The sequence below is a fragment of the Streptomyces sp. NPDC024017 genome (assembly GCF_040638895.1).
Taxonomy (GTDB): Bacteria; Actinomycetota; Actinomycetes; order Streptomycetales; family Streptomycetaceae; genus Streptomyces.
In genome coordinates this window covers 531,878-548,361 of record NZ_JBEZYZ010000003.1, presented here as the reverse complement: position 1 = coordinate 548,361, position 16,484 = coordinate 531,878, and the positions used below count along the sequence as shown (strand labels likewise).

12 protein-coding genes and 1 pseudogene are annotated in these 16,484 nt (G+C 72.0%); 6 read left to right on the top strand and 7 right to left on the bottom strand.

All coding sequences use genetic code 11. The features are described 5' to 3' along the window. Positions 1-149: 149 nt before the first annotated feature. Both AB0G20_RS10785 and AB0G20_RS10780 read left to right on the top strand, forming a co-directional pair. Positions 150-4,427 (top strand): aminotransferase class I/II-fold pyridoxal phosphate-dependent enzyme, encoded by a 4,278-nt coding sequence (locus AB0G20_RS10785; RefSeq protein ID WP_361299395.1) that lies wholly within the window; start codon positions 150-152, stop codon positions 4,425-4,427. A gap of 6 nt (positions 4,428-4,433) precedes the next feature. Next, positions 4,434-5,168, top strand: coding sequence for a class I SAM-dependent methyltransferase (locus tag AB0G20_RS10780; RefSeq protein ID WP_361299037.1), 735 nt, complete (start codon positions 4,434-4,436; stop codon positions 5,166-5,168). A gap of 17 nt (positions 5,169-5,185) precedes the next feature. Here AB0G20_RS10780 and AB0G20_RS10775 read toward each other — a convergent pair whose 3' ends face one another. Next, a complete protein-coding gene (locus AB0G20_RS10775) occupies positions 5,186-5,851 on the bottom strand; it encodes a chaplin (RefSeq protein ID WP_361299034.1) in 666 nt (221 codons plus the stop codon). Between the two features lie 291 nt (positions 5,852-6,142). Between AB0G20_RS10775 and AB0G20_RS10770 the strand changes: the two genes are divergently transcribed. The 3 genes from AB0G20_RS10770 to AB0G20_RS10760 all read left to right on the top strand — a co-directional run bounded on the left by AB0G20_RS10770 (position 6,143) and on the right by AB0G20_RS10760 (position 10,596). Then, complete coding sequence (locus AB0G20_RS10770) at positions 6,143-7,714, top strand: alpha/beta hydrolase (RefSeq protein ID WP_361299031.1); 1,572 nt, start codon at positions 6,143-6,145, stop codon at positions 7,712-7,714. Between the two features lie 50 nt (positions 7,715-7,764). Beyond that, entirely contained in the window at positions 7,765-8,859 is a 1,095-nt protein-coding gene (locus AB0G20_RS10765) for a chemotaxis protein (RefSeq protein WP_361299028.1), read from the top strand. A gap of 330 nt (positions 8,860-9,189) precedes the next feature. Next, positions 9,190-10,596, top strand: a complete 1,407-nt coding sequence (locus AB0G20_RS10760; protein ID WP_361299025.1) for a SpoIIE family protein phosphatase — start codon at positions 9,190-9,192, stop codon at positions 10,594-10,596. 5 nt (positions 10,597-10,601) lie between these two features. Here the strand turns inward: AB0G20_RS10760 and AB0G20_RS10755 are convergent, their stop codons facing one another. Continuing rightward, positions 10,602-12,095, bottom strand: a complete 1,494-nt coding sequence (locus tag AB0G20_RS10755) for a hypothetical protein (protein WP_361299022.1) — start codon at positions 12,093-12,095, stop codon at positions 10,602-10,604. Positions 12,096-12,327: 232 nt separating this feature from the next. Between AB0G20_RS10755 and AB0G20_RS10750 the strand changes: the two genes are divergently transcribed. Further along, on the top strand, positions 12,328-13,467 hold the full coding sequence (locus tag AB0G20_RS10750) for an aminoglycoside phosphotransferase family protein (RefSeq protein WP_361299019.1): 1,140 nt from the start codon (positions 12,328-12,330) through the stop codon (positions 13,465-13,467). 69 nt (positions 13,468-13,536) lie between these two features. On the opposite strand, the gene AB0G20_RS10745 is transcribed toward AB0G20_RS10750, so the two are convergent. The 5 genes and pseudogenes from AB0G20_RS10745 to AB0G20_RS10725 all read right to left on the bottom strand — a co-directional run bounded on the left by AB0G20_RS10745 (position 13,537) and on the right by AB0G20_RS10725 (position 16,458). Further along, the gene (locus tag AB0G20_RS10745; RefSeq protein WP_031141380.1) at positions 13,537-14,034 is read right to left on the bottom strand and encodes a hypothetical protein; all 498 of its coding nucleotides are present in this window, start codon (positions 14,032-14,034) and stop codon (positions 13,537-13,539) included. A 117-nt stretch (positions 14,035-14,151) separates the two neighbouring features. Further along, positions 14,152-14,757 (bottom strand): CGNR zinc finger domain-containing protein, encoded by a 606-nt coding sequence (locus AB0G20_RS10740; protein WP_361299392.1) that lies wholly within the window; start codon positions 14,755-14,757, stop codon positions 14,152-14,154. A gap of 210 nt (positions 14,758-14,967) precedes the next feature. Further along, positions 14,968-15,111 (bottom strand): annotated as a pseudogene (locus tag AB0G20_RS10735) (ABATE domain-containing protein); the annotation flags it as partial. Between the two features lie 40 nt (positions 15,112-15,151). Continuing rightward, positions 15,152-16,054: a universal stress protein gene (locus AB0G20_RS10730; RefSeq protein WP_361299015.1), complete on the bottom strand. Its 903-nt coding sequence runs from the start codon at positions 16,052-16,054 to the stop codon at positions 15,152-15,154. Positions 16,055-16,215: 161 nt separating this feature from the next. Further along, positions 16,216-16,458 (bottom strand): DUF397 domain-containing protein, encoded by a 243-nt coding sequence (locus AB0G20_RS10725; RefSeq protein WP_097214820.1) that lies wholly within the window; start codon positions 16,456-16,458, stop codon positions 16,216-16,218. Positions 16,459-16,484 lie beyond the last annotated feature (26 nt).

The window sequence follows — 16,484 nt, the reverse complement described above, 5'->3', positions numbered from 1 at the left end:
GGCCCGTCCCGGCGGAACGCCCGCCCGAGATGCAGGGCCGCTCGGACGAACCTACGATCGATTTCAACTGGACCGGGTGTAGACCAGGCGTACGCCCTGTTCTCCCCGACGGGGGGAGGCACATGTCCTCGCTGCCGGCACGTCGGCTCATGGCCGTCTACATCGCCCTGGTTGCGGTCGTCACCATCGTGTACATGACCGTCCCGGTGATGGTCCCCGTGATGTGGGCCGTGATGGGGCTGGCCGGTGTCGCCGCCATCCTGATCGGCACGCGCCACCACCGGCCCGCCCACCAGTGGCCCTGGTGGGTCCTGGCCGGCGGCTTGTTCATCTTCATCGTGGGCGACACGTACTACTACGTGATGGAGCAGTACCTGGGAGTCTCCAACCCGTTCCCGTCCCCGGCCGACGCCTGCTACCTCGCCATGTACCCGCTCATCGCGATCGGCCTGTCCGGGCTGGTGCGGCACCGGTGGGCCGACCGCGACCTGCCGAGCCTGCTCGACGCGCTGATCGTCACCGCCGGCCTCGCGCTGCCCGTGTGGGTGTACCTGGTGCAGCCGCTGACCGTCCTGCAGGGCCTGACCTGGCAGCAGCGCGCCATCAGCATCGCCTACCCCCTCGGTGACATCCTCGTGCTGGCACTGCTGGTCCGGCTGCTCACCCCCAGCCCGGTCGACGGTTCCAATCGCGCCGTACGCCTGCTGGTCTTCGGCACGGTGACACTGCTCGTCACCGACATCGCCTACGGCATCCTGCAGTTGAACGACGTGTGGCAGACCGGCAGCCTGCTGGATCTCGGCTGGGTCGCCTTCTACACCGCCTGGGGCCTGGCAGCGCTGCATCCCTCCATGGTCGAGCTGACGGCTTCCGTGCGACAGCGGGAGTCGCTGCTTCCGCCGCCGCGCCGGCTGGTCATGCTCGCCTTGGCCACACTCATCGCGCCGGGGATCCTGCTCTGGGAGGGGGTGAGCGGCGAGACCCGGGACGCCGCCGTGATCGCGGCCTTCTCGGGCATGCTGTTCCTGCTGGTGATCCTCCGGCTGGCGGGGATGGTCGTGGCACATCGCCACGCGGTGACGCGGGAGCTGGCCCTGCGGGGAGCCGCCGCGTCGCTGGTCTCCGCCTTCCGGCAGGAGGAGGTCGACCAGTCCTGCCGTGCGGCGGTCGACCACCTGATGGGCCCGGACGTACCGCACCGGACCATGCTGCTGCCGAAGGAGCGTTCGGCGGACCTCGGCGCCCACGGCACTCGTCTGGTCAGCCCGGCCGACCTCGACCCGGACATCGCCGCAGGGCTGGACGGTCTGCCGTCCGTGCTGGTGTGCCCCATGACCCAGCCGGACCGCCCGGGCGGAACGGTCCCGGGCGTCCTGCTGATCGCCGCACCCGAACGGCAGCTGCAGGAGACCTGGGGCTCCCTGGAGATCCTGGCGTCACACGCGGGCCTGGCCCTGGTGCGCGTCACACTGCGCCAGGAGGTCGTCCGCCGGGAGAGCGAGGCGTACTTCCGCACCCTCGTCCGCAACACCTCCGACGTCATCCTGATCCTCGAGGACGACAACACCATCCGGTACGCCAGCCCGTCCGCACGGTCCGTGTTCGGCACCGACGATCTCATCGGCGGGTTGCTGTCGGAGCTGGTGGACCCGGCCGACCGGGAGCGGGCCGCCCGGGGACTCGCCGCGGTACGGGAGAGGGGCTCGCGGGCGGGACACGACCACTGGTGGGTGCGCCGCCCGGACGGGCGCGTCGAGGTGGAGGTCCGGTTCAGCGATTTCCGGGACGAGCGGACCGTGTCCGGACTGGTGGTGACCCTGCGGGACGTGACCGAGCAGCGACGGCTGGAGCAGGAGCTGACGCAGCGGGCGTTCCACGACTCGCTGACCGGTCTGCCCAACCGGACACTGCTGCTGGAGCGGATGGAGCGCGCCCTGCTGCGCGGCCGCCGCGAGTCGACCCTCACCTGTCTGCTCTTCATCGACCTGGACGACTTCAAGCTGGTCAACGACACGATGGGACACAGCGCGGGCGACCAACTGCTGATCGCGGTCGGCGACCGGCTGGCCCGGACGCTGCGGCGCACCGACACCGCGGCCCGGCTGGGCGGGGACGAGTTCGCGGTGCTGATGGAGGACGCCAAGCAGCCGCTCGACGCCGAACTTCTGGCAGCCCAGGTGATCCAGACGCTGGGCCGGCCCTTCGACCTGGCCGACGAGTCGGTGCCGGTGTCCGCCAGCGTGGGCGTGGCCACGGCACGCGACAGTACCGACGCCGAGGAACTGCTCGGCCACGCCGACCTCGCGCTGTACGCGGCGAAGGCGGCGGGCAAGCGGCAGTGGCGCCGCTTCAAGCCGCTGCTGCGCAGCCGTATGGTCGAGCGGCACGATCTGCAGTCCGAGCTGGCCCAGGCGGTCGCCGACAAATCGTTCGCGCTGCGCTACCAGCCGGTCGTGGACATCACCGCGGGCGAGGTCGTCGGGTTCGAGGCCCTGGTCCGCTGGCCGCACGAGCGCCGGCCGGTCGCGCCGTCCCAGTTCATCAGCCTGGCCGAGGAGACGGGGCACATCTCGCCCCTGGGATCGTGGGTGCTGGAGAACGCGGTCAACGACATCGCCGGTCTGCAGCAGCTGCCGGGGCCCGCCCGTCCGCCGTACGTGAGTGTGAACGTCTCCGCCCGCCAGTTCCGCGATGCCGGGTTCATCGAGCAGGTCGGGCAGGTGCTGAGCACGCCGGGTCTGGAACCGGGGTCGCTGCAGTTGGAGATGACGGAGACGGTGCTGCTGCACCGCGACGACCGCCTCCAGACGGTGCTGCACACGCTGAAGCAGCTCGGCGTGCACATCGCGGTCGACGACTTCGGCACCGGGTTCTCCTCGCTGCGCTATCTGCAGGACTTCCCCATCGACGTGCTGAAGATCGACAAGTCGTTCATCGACGACATCGCGCGCGATGCCCAGCAGGTGGCCCTGGTCGAGGGGATCGTGCGGATCGCCGACACCCTGGGCCTGCAGGTCATCGCCGAGGGCATCGAGAACACGGCGCAGCGGGATCTGCTGGCCGAGATGGGGTGCCGGTTCGGGCAGGGGTTCCTGTTCGCCCGGCCGATGACGGTGGAGCAGAGCGCACACGTGCTGCAGGAGCCGAGTGTCCAGCCCTTCGCGGCCCCCCGGACGCGACGGCCGCGTGTGGACACCGCCCCCCGGGGACGCCGGGAGGCGCGCTGGGCGGACCTGGAGCATCTGCGGCGCACCAGTCCGATGAGCGACGCGGTCCTCGACGAGGTGCGCGGGCGTCACATCCGCAGCGGCGACCACTGGCTGATCGACTTCGCGTCGTGCAACTACCTGGGCTTCGACTGGGACCCGGAGATCATGGAGTCCATCGACCCCGCCGTGCGCCGCTGGGGCACGCACCCCAGCTGGTCGCGGCTGCTGGGCAGTCCACGCCTGTACCCCGACATCGAGGAGCGGCTCGCCGCGCTGCTGGGCGCGCCGGACACGCTGCTGCTGCCCACGCTGACGCTGGTCCACTCGTCGGTGATCCCGGCGCTGGTCGAGGACGGCCACGTGTTCGTGGAGGCGACCGCACACCGCACGGTCTACGACGGCTGCGTGGTGGCCCGTGCGCAGGGCGCGACCCTGCACCGCTTCCACGCCGAGCGGCTCGACGAACTGCGCGCCCTGCTGGCCGGGGTGCCGACGGGGACACCTCGGCTGGTGTGCATGGACGGCGTCAACAGCATGAGCGGCAACATCCCCGACCTGCCGGCGCTGGCGGCGGTGTGCCGCAGCCAGGGGGCGACGCTGTACGTCGACGACGCGCACGGCTTCGGGGTGATCGGGGAGCGCGGGCCGGGCGAGACGTGCCCGTACGGCACGCGCGGCAACTGCGTGGTGCGGCACACCGGGGAGTCGTACGAGGGGATCGTGCTGGCCGGCGGCTTCTCGAAAGCGTACTCGTCGCTGCTGGCGTTCCTCGCGCTGCCGCCGGAGCTCAAGAACCGGCTGAAGACCGCGGCGGCGCCCTATCTGTACTCGGGGCCGTCACCGACGGCATCACTGGCGACCGCGCTGGCCGGTATGGAAGTCAACGAGCGCCGGGGCGACGCGATCCGGGCCGACCTGTACCGCAAGACGGTCCGCGTGCTGGACCACCTGGAGGGCATGGGGGTGAGCACCCTCAACACGGACCGGCTGCCGATCGTGGAGGTGCCGCTGGCCAACCCCGCGGACCTGGACGCCGTCGCCGCGTTTCTGTGGAAGGAGGGCGTGTACGTGACACTGGCCTCCTACCCGCTGGTCCCGCGTGACCGGGTGGGTTTCCGCGTCCAGCTCACCGCCCTCAACTCCGACGACGACATCGATCACCTGAACGGGACTCTGAACCGGTTGTCCGAACGCTTCCCGCTGCGGCTGAAGGGCTAGACGGCCATGACGACGCACAACGACGACGTGGACTGGGACCGCTGGCCGGTCGCCGACTACCTCGCGGAGAACTACCGCGAGGTGCACGCGTCGGACGCGGCGGTCATCGCGCACCACTCCGCGTTCTACCGGAACCTTCGCCCCGGCAGGATCGCCCGCTCGGTGGAATTCGGGGCGGGCCCCAACCTGTACCCGCTGATCCTCGCGTCCGCCGCGTGCCGCAGGATCGACGCCGTGGAGGCCGGGGCGAGCAATGTCGCCTACCTCGAGGACCAGATCTGCCACCGTCTCGACGCGAGCTGGCTGCCCTTCCACGCGCTGTGCCGTCGGCTCAACCCCGACGTGCCCCCCACACTGGCCGGGGCGCTGGCGCCGGTGAACATCGTCCACGCCGACGTCCGGACCCTGCCACCGGGCACGTACGAACTCGCCTCCATGCATTTCGTCGCCGAGAGCGTCACAGAGGACTTCACCGAGTTCGCCGACTTCTGCCGCACCTTCGTCCGCACCGCCCGGCCGGGCGGCTATCTGATCGCCGCGTTCATGGAGAACATGCCGACGTACCGCATCGGCCCGGCCTCCCGCTGGCCGGGCTGCCCGGTGAACCCGGCGGCGGTCACGGAGGTCTTCACGCCCCTGACCCGGGACCTGGACGTGACCCACATCGACGTGGACCCGACCCTGCCGGACTACGGCGACTCGGGGATGGTGCTGCTCACGGGGGTGGCGGAGGCGGTGTAGCCCGTCTCCCGTGTGTGTCAGCCGTCCGAGCCCGGGCGGTACCTCCGGCGCAGCACCACTCCCCCGGCGACCAGTGCCGCGCTCGCCGCGACGGCCTGGAGGGTGTGGTCCATGCCCGTGTGGGCCAGGGCGCCGGTGGTGGCGTGCCGGGCGGTGGGCGGGGCGGGTTCGGGAGCCGGGTTCGGCCGGGGTGGCGGGGTCGGCTTCGGGAGCGGCTTCGGCGGCTGCTGGGGACGGGCCGGGCGAGGGTCGCCGGGGGTGTTCGAGGACTCGTTGCCGGTCGACGCGTTGCCGATGCCGACCACGTTCACCGAGTTGCCCGTGACATTGACCGGGAGGTCGACCGGAAGCTGCACGCCGTTGCCGGAGATCACGCCCGGTGAATCTTCTCCGCCGCCCTCGGCGACCGCGCCGCCGGACCTGCCCGGCCGGGCCCTCCCGTCGTCCTCGTTCTCGCAGCTGTTGCCGGCGGCGGGGTTCAGGAGCCCCACCACGTTCACGGTGTTCCCGCACACGTTCACCGGAACGTGCACCGGCAGCTGGACGGTGTTGCCGGAGACCACCCCGGGCGAACCGGCCGTCGAGCCGTCCGCACCGGAACCGGCGTACGCGGGGACGGTCACGGCCATCGCGCCCGAGGCGGCGGCGACGGCGATCACTCCGTTTCGGGTAACCCGTCTCATGGGACCCCTGCCTTCCAGACATCGTCACGGGCACTCGCCCGCACCGGGTAGAACGCGGGGCGCCCGGTCCTAGTTATGGCTGATCGGCCTTTCACTCCATCGAGCGGCCCGGTTGTCGAACTAGCGGTAAAGCCCTTCGTATGCGGGCCTCACAGCGGGGCGATCCGCGCAGGATCCGGCGCGTCGCCCGGCCCCGCCCGCCCGGAGGCGCGGCTTCCGGGGCCCGCTTAAGGTGAGCGAGGGCGCCGATCCCGGTCCGCTGCGGGGCGCCCCGCGTCCCTGGAGGCATCGATGCTGGCCAAGCTGTCCACGCGCCCCTCGATACGACGCTGCGCGGTCACCGGCACGGCCGGGCTGGCCCTGCTGGGCACGGCGCTGCCGGCCGCCGACAGCCCTCCGCCCGGCGTCACGCGCTTCTACGACCAGAAGGTCACATGGTCCCGGTGCGAGGGCACGGACATGCCGAAGGACCTCCAGTGCGGGAAGGTCACCGTCCCGCTCGACTACGCCGAGCCCGGGAAGGGCACCCTCGACCTCGCCGTCGCCCGCTACCGGGCCACGGGCGAGTCCCGGGGCTCGGTCCTGCTGAACTTCGGCGGCCCGGGCGGCCAGGGCGTGGCCCAACTCGCCGTGGGCGCCAAGGACTTCATGGGCCTGACCAACGGCTACGACGTCGTCTCCTTCGACCCCCGCGGCGTCGGCCGTTCCTCGCCGGTCAGCTGCGGAAACGCCTCGGACAACGCCCTGGACGCGACGGACGGCAATGCCGATGCGGCCGATCCCGGGGCCGTGCTCGAGGAGCTGCGCGCGGCGGCGGCCGAGTGCACCGAGCACTCGGGCCCGGTCCTGCCCCACATCGGCACGGTCAACGCCGCCCGCGACCTGGACGTCATGCGCGACGCGCTCGGCGACGACAAGCTCAACTATCTGGGCTTCTCCTACGGAAGCCGACTCGGTGCGGTGTACGCGGCCCAGTACCCCGAGAAGGTCGGCAGGATGGTGCTGGACGGCGTCGACACGCTGACCGAGCCGCTGGCCGACCAGGGTGTGGTGAGCGCCCAAGGGCAGCAGACCGCGCTGGAGAACTTCCTGACCTGGTGCACCGAGGACATCGCCTGCCCGTTCGGACGGAATCCGCGCGAGGCCCGGGAACACGTCGTACAGGTGGTCGAGTCGCTCGACAAGGACCCACTGCCGACCGACTTCGGCGAGGCGTTCTCCGGCCAGGACTTCGCGGGCGCCCTCGGGCAGGGTCTCTACAGCAGGGAGCTGTGGCCCTCGCTGCAGCGGGCCATCGGCCAGCTGCTCGAGGACGGCGACACCCGCGGCCTGGAGACCTTCCTGTCCGGGGGCTTCACCCTCCCGCTGCGACGCGGCCCGCACGCCGGACTCACCGACCCGGCGGACGTGCCCCTCGACAACCTGCCGGCGGCGCTGATGGCGGTCAACTGCGCGGACGATCCCGACCGCCCCGCCGCCGCGCAGGTCACCAAGGACCTCGGCCGGCTGCGCGCCCGCTACGAGCAGGCGTCTCCGGTCTTCGGCCGGTACCGGCTCACCCAGGTGCTGATGTGCTACGGCCGCCCCAAGGGCACCGACTACATCCGCGACGACGTCAAGCACGTCGACACGCCGAAAATGCTGCTCGTCGGCACCCGGGGAGACCCGGCCACCCCGTACCGCTGGACGGTGGAGACGGCCAGGCGGCTCGGATCGTCGGCCGTGGTGCTCGACAACCGGGGCGAGGGCCACACCGGCTACGGCTCCTCCAAGTGCGTGCACAGCAAGGTCGACGCCTTCCTGCTGTACGGAACGCTCCCTCCCGACGGCAGCTCCTGCGGCTCCGACCGCGACGACGAATGAGACCGGATGCCCCGAATGCCCCAATGGCGAATTCGCTCTATCGTTCTGTCATGGAGCACGTTCTGAGTCCCGCGACCCTTGCCGAGCTGCGGCGCCCGCGCCCCTACCCCGCGGTCTCCGTGCTGACGCCGACACACCGGCGCGATCCCTACAACGCCCAGGACCAGGTCCGGCTGCGCAACGTGGTGGCCGAGGCCAAGAGGCAGCTGGAGGCCGATCCGGCCGTCACTCGCGAGCGACGCACCGAGGTCGCCGGGCACCTCGACCGGGCCATGGCCGAGGTCGACCTGACACACGCCGAGGACGGCCTGGCGATCTTCGCCGCTCCGGGCGAGCACCAGGTGTGGTCACTGGCCAGGCCCGTACCCGAACGCGTGGTGCTCTCGGACACCTTCCTCACCCGCAACCTCGTCTCCGCCCAGACGGCCGGGCGACCCTTCTGGGTCCTGTCCCTCGCCGCGGACCGCGCCGTGCTCTGGAACGGCGGCGTCGACCGGGTCTCCGGGGCTCGGATCGGCGGCTTCCCGCTGACCCGGCGCGTGGAGAACTTCGACCCGGAACGGCAGCAGCAGATCGGCGACACGCCGAGCGCCTTCCGGGAGGAACGCACCCGCCAGTTCCTCCGCGAGGCCGACACCGCGATGAGCGCCGTGCTGCGCGACCACCCGAGACAGCTGTACGTCACCGGCGAGCCGGCCGCCCTCTCCCTGCTGGACGAGGTCGGCAGCACGGCCCGGAGTGCGGTGCACATCCCGCACGGCGGGCTCGCGCACGGGACCCCCGAGGTCGTGTGGCAGGCCGTGCGTCCGGTGGTCGAGGCGGAGGCCCGCAGGAGCACGGACGCCGTGACCCGCGCCCTCGAAACGGCCCGCGGGCGGCGGGAGTTCGCCGCCGGCGTCGACGAGCTGTGGCAGAGCGCCCGGGACGGCCGCGTCCGGCTGCTGGCCGTCGAGGAGAACTACCGCGTGACCGTCCGTGCCGCCGGGGACCATCTGATCCTCGCCGAGAGCGGCGACCTCGACTCACGCGAGGACATCGTGGACGAGATCGTCGAGCAGTGCCTGGAGACCGGAGCCGACGTCCGCTTCGTACCGGACGGCACGCTCGGGGAGGCGGACGGCATGGCCGGGGTGCTGCGGTACTGACCGGAGCACCGGCCTGCCTCCCCCGGGAGGCACTCGACGGCCCTGGAGCACCTGCCCGACGAGGCTCGAACACAGGGCCGTCGAACACCCGAAGCAGCCTGCCTCCGCCACCCCGACGGATCGTCAAATGCCCTGTGTAATCTACGACTTGGATCTCCGAGTGGCGCACTCCGCACCTACCTCGGAGTAACTCCGTGAGACTGTGGCATATGCCAGAAGCACCACCGTATCGTGTGTTGCCGAATCCCTTACAGGGCGTCGCGGGCTGTGCAACAGTCGTAACGGTCCCTCCGTCCGCCTTGGTCGTACCGTCCCGCATCGGAGTGCGTCATGCCGTCCCACCTCTCCGCGGACCGCCCCGCCGGCCAGCCGCCCGGACGCGGCTCGGTCGACGCGCTCATATCGCAGACGCGGCGGCTCAAGGGCGATGTGGACGCGGTGCGCCGCGACGCCGCGGGAGAGGGATCGGACCACCCGCGCGAACGCTGGCAGCGCGCCCTGTGCGACCTGGCCCTGCACCAGCTCAACGACCTCGACGAGCACCTGGCCCAGCTGCGGGACGGCCCCCTGCCCACGGCGACCCCTGAACCTCCGGCACCCTCGCAGGGCTCCCTGCTCAGCCGGGTCGGCAGCGCCGAGTGGAACCTGCTGACGGACGAGGCCAGTTGGTCCGGGGAGCTCTTCCAGATCCTGGGCCGCGACCCGGCCGCTCCCCCGCTCACCCTCGACGAGCTGCCGTCGCTCGTCGTGGACGAGGACCGGCCGAAGCTGACGGCGATGGTCACCAACTGCCTCGTCGACGCCCGGCCCATCGACGGCGAGTTCCGCATCGCCCGCCGGGGCGGCGACGTACGGACCGTGCACATGATGGGCGAACCGGTGCTCGACACTGACGGCAGCACCGCCTCGATGTGGGCGGTCCTGCGCGACGTCAGCGAACTGCGCCGCAGCCAGCGGGCGGTGAGCGAGACCCGTGACTCGCTCCACCACCGGCAGGAGGCGGCGCGAAGCGAGCACCGGCTCGCGGTCGAGCTGCAGGAGGCCGTGCTGCCGCCGTGGCGCGGCTCCCTGCGGCTCCCGCACCGCGGCCCCCGGACCCTCGACCTCGCGTCCCGGCACCTGCCGGCGTCCACGCAGACACTCATCGGCGGCGACTGGTACGACGCACTCGAACTGACCGACGGCGAGACGCTCCTCAGCGTCGGCGATCTCACCGGCCAAGGAGTCGGCGTCACCTCGAACATGACCATGCTGCTCGGTGCGGTGCGCGGCATGGCGATGGCCGGTGCCCAGCCGGGGCCGTTGATGGCCTGGCTGAACCAGTTACTCGACGCCACCGTGCAACCCGCCCTGGGCAGCGCCGTCTGCTGCCGCTACCGGCCCGCGACCCGCACCCTGATGTGGGCGCAGGCCGGACACCCCGCCCCGCTGCTGTTCCGCGACGGGACGGGACGCGCGCTGAACGCACCGGACGGCGTCCTGCTCGGCGCCACCTCGGGTGCCGTCTACGGGCAGGCCGAAGAGACGCTCGAGGTCGGCGACCTGCTGCTCCTGCACACCGACGGGCTGGTACCCGGGCACACCGGATCGGCGGCCGCGAACCTCCTCCTCGGCCTCGCACCCCGTCTGGCCGGGAACCGCACGGCAGAGGACTGCGTACGGACCGTGGTCCAGGAGTTCGGCGAGAGCGAGCGCGAGGACAACGCCTGTGTGCTCGTCGCCAAGGTCATGTCTTAGGAATCTCAGGCCTGTGCGCGGTTGCCGCCCCTGCCCTTCGTCTTCGGCAGGGCGAGCTTGATCTCCTCTCGCAGCTCCTGGATCTTCGGGTAGCCGGAGTACTCGGCGGTCAGGCGATACATCTGGCGCAGCCGGTCCCAGGTGCGGTGGGAGGAGTTGGATCCCATCGACACCAGGGCCAGTCGCGCGTACCGGTCCGCCTGTTCGGGGTCGTCTGCGATGAAGCAGGCCGACGCCATCGACAGGTAGTCGAAGATCTTCGACCGCTGCCGGCCGTCGACCCGCAGGGCCAGCGCCTTCTCCGCGTAGTGCTGGGCATGGGCGGCCGCGCCCGGCTCGAACTCGGCGAGCGTGCGGTAGGCCAGGGCCTGCATGCCGTAGAGGTCCTCCTCCTTGAAGGTCTGCATCCAGTCCGGCGGGGGCACGTCGGCCTTGTCGGAGACGAACAGGTCCTCCGCGCGCCCGAGTGTGCGGCGCATGGCCTGGCCCTTGCCCATGGAGGCCTGCGCCCAGGCCTCGATGGTGTAGAGCATCGCCCGGGTACGGGGCAGCACCTCGTCACCGGAACCGGACGTGGCGAGCTTCATCAGGTCCAGGGCGTCGTCGGGCTTGCCCAGGTGCACCATCTGGCGGGCAGCGCGGGAGAGTGCCTCGCCCGCACGGGGCCGGTCCCCGCCCTCTCTGGCCGCGTGCGCGGCGATGACGAAGTACTTCTGGGCCGTGGGCTCCAGGCCGACGTCGTGCGACATCCAGCCCGCGAGGACGGCTAGGTTGGCGGCGACGCCCCACAGACGCCGCTGGAGGTGGGGTGGGTGACGGTAGGCGAGCATGCCGCCCACCTCGTTGAGCTGGCCCACCACTGCCTTGCGCTGGAGCCCGCCGCCGCGGGCCGCGTCCCAGGCGCGGAACACCTCGACCGAGCGCTCCAGTTCCTCGATCTCCTGCGACCCGATGGGGGCGGCCTCGTAGCGGTCGAACCCAGCGGGGTCGGCGTGCAGGGGATGGTCGAGGTCGGGGCCGTCGACAGCCAAGGAAGGGTCGGTGTGCAGCCAGTCGTACATGGCGCTGCTGAGTGCGGATCCCGCGGCGAGCGCGGCGCCCGCGCCCACCAAGCCGCGTCGGTTGAGCATGAGGTCCATTCCCGTGAATTCGGTGAGGACCGCAGCAGTCCGCTCGGGCGCCCACGGCACACCGTCGGGAGCATCGGCGCTCCCGCCGCCCTGCCGTTTCCCCGCACGCCCGTGCCGGACCAGACCGAGGTCCTCGATGGTCACGACACGGCCGAGACGCTCGGTGAACAGAGCCGCCAGCACCCGCGGCACCGGATCGCGCGGGATCTCTCCCGTGTCGATCCACCGCCGCACCCGGGAGGTGTCGGTCGACAGCTGGGGATGGCCCATGGCCGCCGCCTGCCGGTTGACCAGCCTCGCGAGTTCGCCCTTGGACCAGCCGGCCAGGCCGAACAGGTCCGAGAGCCGGGTGTTGGGTTGTCCGCTCACGTCAAGCCCCCAGGTTCTCGGCTGAGTTGACAGTAGCCCGGGGAGACTTGCCGGGCGACTATTCGCCAGGGTTCGCCAGGGTGCGCCAGATGGTGTGCCACCGGCCATCCGGTGTCAGGTAGGAACGCGCCACCCCGACCCGGTCGCCGGGGACACTCCCCAGGGTTCTCCCGGGCGTCCGAGTCGGGTGGTGCGCTGTCGTCGCAGGCACACGAAGGGATCTGTTTCGCCCATGTACACAGCATCGTCCTCCGTGTCCGCACCGCCCCGGTCGCTGCACCCGCGTCCCACGGACAGCGGCCCCTACCTCGCCCCCGCGCGGCCGGCGGCCCCCGTGCTCGGTGCGGGCAGGGCTCGGCGCGGCGCGGTCCTCGGTACCCAACCGCTCAGCGGGAGACTCGACTTGTCCGGCCCCCAGGGCGCGCAGCTGCGCACGGCGATCGCGTCCGTGCACCGCATCTGCCCGGAGTTCGCCCCGGTGCAGGTCCTGCGCCGCAACGGACGGTCCGTGCTCCTGGTCGGTACGACCGGTCGCAGCACGGCTGTCGCCAAGTGTTTACTGGACCACTCCCCCGCCTGGTCGGAGCGGATCCGCCACGAGATAGCGGCATACCGCTCGTTCGTCCGGCACCGCCCACCCGTGCGGGCGCCGAGACTGATCGCGGCGGACCCGGACAACTGCACCCTGGTGATCGAGCGGATGCCGGGCCGGGTGGCGGCGCTCCAGCGGCACCCGGCGGAGGCGCCGCCCCGAGCGGACATCAGAGCGGCACTCGGCGCGATCTGCCGGCTGAACGCCTGGCGGCCGCCGGCGGGCACGTTCGACGCCCCGCTCGACTACGCGGCCCGGATCTCCCGGTACCACGAGCTGGGCCTCCTCACCGACCGGGACCTGGGCGACCTGCAGAAGCTGCTGCACGGCATCGCAAAGGCGTCCGGCCGGCAGGGCATGGGCCAGTTCTGCCACGGCGACGCACTGCTGTCCAACATTCTCCTGTCACCGGCCGGTCCAGTGCTGGTGGATTGGGAGCACGCGGGCTGGTACCTGCCGGGCTACGACCTGGCGACCCTGTGGTCGGTGCTCGGGGACGCACCGGTCGCCCGTCGTCAGATCAGCCAGATCGCGCAGTCGGCGGGGCCGGCGTCCAGGGATGCCTTCCTGGTGAACCTGATGCTGGTGCTGACCCGCGAGATCCGCACCTACGAGACGGCCGTGCAGCGTTCGATGCACGACGCGACCCCGGCGGCACCGGGCACGGCCCACCCGGGCGCTGCGCCGACCGGCGAGGAGCAGAGGCTGCTGCTGCGGCGGCTGCACGACGACTGCCAGTTGGCCCGGCGCGCCGTGCGCGCGGCGGTCGGCACTCGCTGACGGGGACGAAGGGGCCGCTGTACGCCTGGCCAGGCGTACAGCGGCCCCTTCGTGTGCGGTCGGTTCGGCTCAGCCCTGCTGGAAGAGTTCCGCGGGCAGCGGTTTGAGGAGGGCGTAGAGGTCGTCCGTGATCGGGCGGTCCCAGGCGGCGATGGTCACGAGGACGTTGTCGCTGCGGTCGAACTGCACGCAGGAGATCCGGCTCTCGGAGAGCTTGACGCGCCGCACGATCAGAAGGTTGTCGCCCTGCATCACCGGTACGTCCTCGGTGCTGACGACGGTGACCTCCTCGTCGTTCTCCAGCGCCAGCAGCAGCTGGGCCACCTCGAAGGGGACCTGGCCCTCGGGGACCTCGCGGGCCGGGGAGCCCTCCGGCAGATTGCCGATGATCATCGCGGGGCCGCGGCCGCCGAACAGGTCGTAGCGCAGGAAGACGCCCTGGCAGGTGCCGTCGGGGGCGGGCAGGAGTCCCGCACCGAGGTTGCCGGGCCAGTCGCCCGGGTCCATGGCCAGTACGTCGAAGTCTGGCCCGGCGGGCGTGGCGCTGCGGCGGCGGAGGAACGACATGTCGCCAATGGTACGTGCCCCGGCCTGCGAAGTGCGGGGCGGGCGGCGGACCGGATGGGCCGGGTTGCGGCCCTGTGCCGGGAGTGGCGGCAGGTCGCTCAGGCGGTACCGGTCGGCCTAGGCCGTGGCCTTGTGCCGCTGGTGGTGGCGGGCCACCCGTGCGCGGTTGCCGCAGGAGGGCTTGCACCACTCCTGGCGTGGGTGCTCCTTGAGGAAGTACCGCACGCAGCGCGGCGCGTGGCAGGCCCGCAGCCGGTCGCGGTCGGGGCTCGCGAGGAAGGCGATCACGGCGTGTGCGAGGGCCGCTGTCAGGTCGCCACCGGGGCTTACAGGCCTCTGGTGGACGGCCGGGGCGGCTTCTTCGGGCCAGTCCAGGACCGGCACGGTGGGAGTGCGGGCAGCCGCCTCGTTCAGATGCCGCACCGCTTCCGGCAGAGGCATGAGGCGGGCCGCGTCCGCGGGGCTCGGCCGGCCGGGGCGCACGGCCCGGGCGAAGAGCGCACGGACGGCGGCCCGCAGCTCACGGACGGCGACGAGCTGCGCGGCGTCGGCTGCGAAGCCGGCACAGTCGCCATTGCCGCCATCGGCGTCGGCGGGCTGCGATGCCGTGCCGACGGGGAAGCGGTCGGGGTCGCTTCGCTGGCCGGGGTCGTCGGCGAAGCCCTCGCGGTTGCGCCCCCCGGCGGAATCGTCGGCGAAGCCGTCTCGGTCGGCACGCCGCATGGAATCGGCGGCAGCGGCCCCTCGATCAGCACGCAGCGCAGCCTCGGCGAGGGTGGCACCTGAACCGGCACCCCCCGCGGGATCGACGGCAACACCGTCTCGGCCGGCACGCCGCGCGGGATCGGCAGCATGCCCTCGGCGGGCCGGCTGCGCGGCGTCGGCGTCGGACCCGGTACCGCCGCCACTGCCGCCATCGGCGTCGGCGGGCTGCAGGATCTCGGGGTGTGCCCGGACCCATGCGGTCAGGCCTGCCGGGTCGGTCAGGTCGTCGGTGATGCCGCCGTTGCCGTCGTGGCGGACGGTGAGGGCAAGGTCCAAGGCGAGCCGGGCGTGCCTGTTGATCGGTTCCCGCATGCGGCTAATGATAGGCCCGGCCGTATCCATTACGGCGAGGTCAGTCCTGCGTGAGCGACGGCGGCACCACGGCGACGGGGCTCGCGGCGTGCAGCAGTACGGCCTGGGTGACCGAGCCCATCATGCGGACGGGTGAGAGCAGACGCCGCCGATGGCGGCCCACGACGACGAGGTCGGCGTCCAGGGAGGCCGCGACGAGGTGGCCCGCCGCGTCACCCGCAGCCGGGACCAGCTCGACCGGGACGTCCGGGTGCCGTTCGCGGTGCGGGGCGAGGAAGCCGTCGGCGAGGACCCGGGTCTCGTCCTCGATGACGTCCTGGTCGACGACCGGCGGGGGCATCTCCCCGGGCATCATCCAGGGCTGCGCGGGCCACGGGTAGGCGGCGACCGCCTGGAGCCGGACACCGCGCCGGGCGGCCTCGGCGAAGGCGAACTCGAGTGTGGCCTCGTCGGGGCCGTCCACCTTCAGGCCGACGACCACCCGTGAGCCGGGACCGGCCGGCGCCCCGTCGGGGACCTCGCGTCCGGGCCGGGGCACCACGACGACGGGGCACTCGGCGTCACGGGCGGCGGCCATGCTGTTCGAGCCGAGCAGCAGACTGGCGAAGCCGCCACGGCCCCGGGAGCCGAGCACCAGCAGCTGGGCGGTGGCACCCAGTTCGGGCAGGACCGCGCCGGCCGCGCCCTCCAGGCCGACGTACTCCGTGTCCGGCTGGTCCGCGCGGCCCTCCAGATGGGCGCGGACCCGGTCGAGGACGGGGTCGTCCTGCGGGCCCGCGGGCCCGGCGGCGAGGACCTCGGGCTGTGCCCAGTGGGCGTACTGGCGTACGTGCGCCACACGCAGGGGTGCCGCGCGCCGGTGAGCGGCGTCGACAGCCCACTCCAGGGCGCGCAGGCTGTCGTCCGAACCGTCGACCGCCGCGACGACAGGCAGGGTGCTCATGGGTTCCTCACCTCCGGGATCCGACCGTCCCCTCCCGGGGGCCAGCCTGACTCAGGCGGTGGCTCGGGAAAGATGCCTCCGGTCGCGTGTCCGGAAATGCGGGCGGAACACCCCCGGATCGGCCCTCGGATCCCGGCCGTCCGGAACGGTTGGCCCCGACCTCAGGTGAGGTCGAACTCTCCCTCCCGCGCTCCCGACACGAACGCGCCCCACTCGGCGGGCGTGAAGATCAGCGAAGGGCTCTCCGGGCGGCCACTGTTGCGCATGGCGATGAAGCCCTCCACGAAGGCGATCTGGACATCCCCCCGCCCCCGGCTGCTGGACTGCCACTGTGCGTTGGTGAGGTCCAGCTCCGGCTTGTCCCAGCCCGTGAGCGGGCGCTGCTGGGTGGTGGTCTCGGCCACGTCCGTGCTCCTCCCGGTTCGTCGTC

Bases quoted from the DNA above. Each gene is read 5' to 3' on its own strand.
- AB0G20_RS10740 (WP_361299392.1), bottom strand. From the start codon at position 14,757: ATGCGGCGTGCCGACCGAGACGGCTTCGCCGACGATTCCGCCGGGGGG.
- AB0G20_RS10770 (WP_361299031.1), top strand. From the start codon at position 6,143: ATGCTGGCCAAGCTGTCCACGCGCCCCTCGATACGACGCTGCGCGGTC.
- AB0G20_RS10765 (WP_361299028.1), top strand. From the start codon at position 7,765: ATGGAGCACGTTCTGAGTCCCGCGACCCTTGCCGAGCTGCGGCGCCCG.
- AB0G20_RS10775 (WP_361299034.1), bottom strand. From the start codon at position 5,851: ATGAGACGGGTTACCCGAAACGGAGTGATCGCCGTCGCCGCCGCCTCG.
- AB0G20_RS10745 (WP_031141380.1), bottom strand. From the start codon at position 14,034: ATGTCGTTCCTCCGCCGCCGCAGCGCCACGCCCGCCGGGCCAGACTTC.
- AB0G20_RS10750 (WP_361299019.1), top strand. From the start codon at position 12,328: ATGTACACAGCATCGTCCTCCGTGTCCGCACCGCCCCGGTCGCTGCAC.
- AB0G20_RS10760 (WP_361299025.1), top strand. From the start codon at position 9,190: ATGCCGTCCCACCTCTCCGCGGACCGCCCCGCCGGCCAGCCGCCCGGA.
- AB0G20_RS10785 (WP_361299395.1), top strand. From the start codon at position 150: ATGGCCGTCTACATCGCCCTGGTTGCGGTCGTCACCATCGTGTACATG.
- AB0G20_RS10730 (WP_361299015.1), bottom strand. From the start codon at position 16,054: ATGAGCACCCTGCCTGTCGTCGCGGCGGTCGACGGTTCGGACGACAGC.
- AB0G20_RS10780 (WP_361299037.1), top strand. From the start codon at position 4,434: ATGACGACGCACAACGACGACGTGGACTGGGACCGCTGGCCGGTCGCC.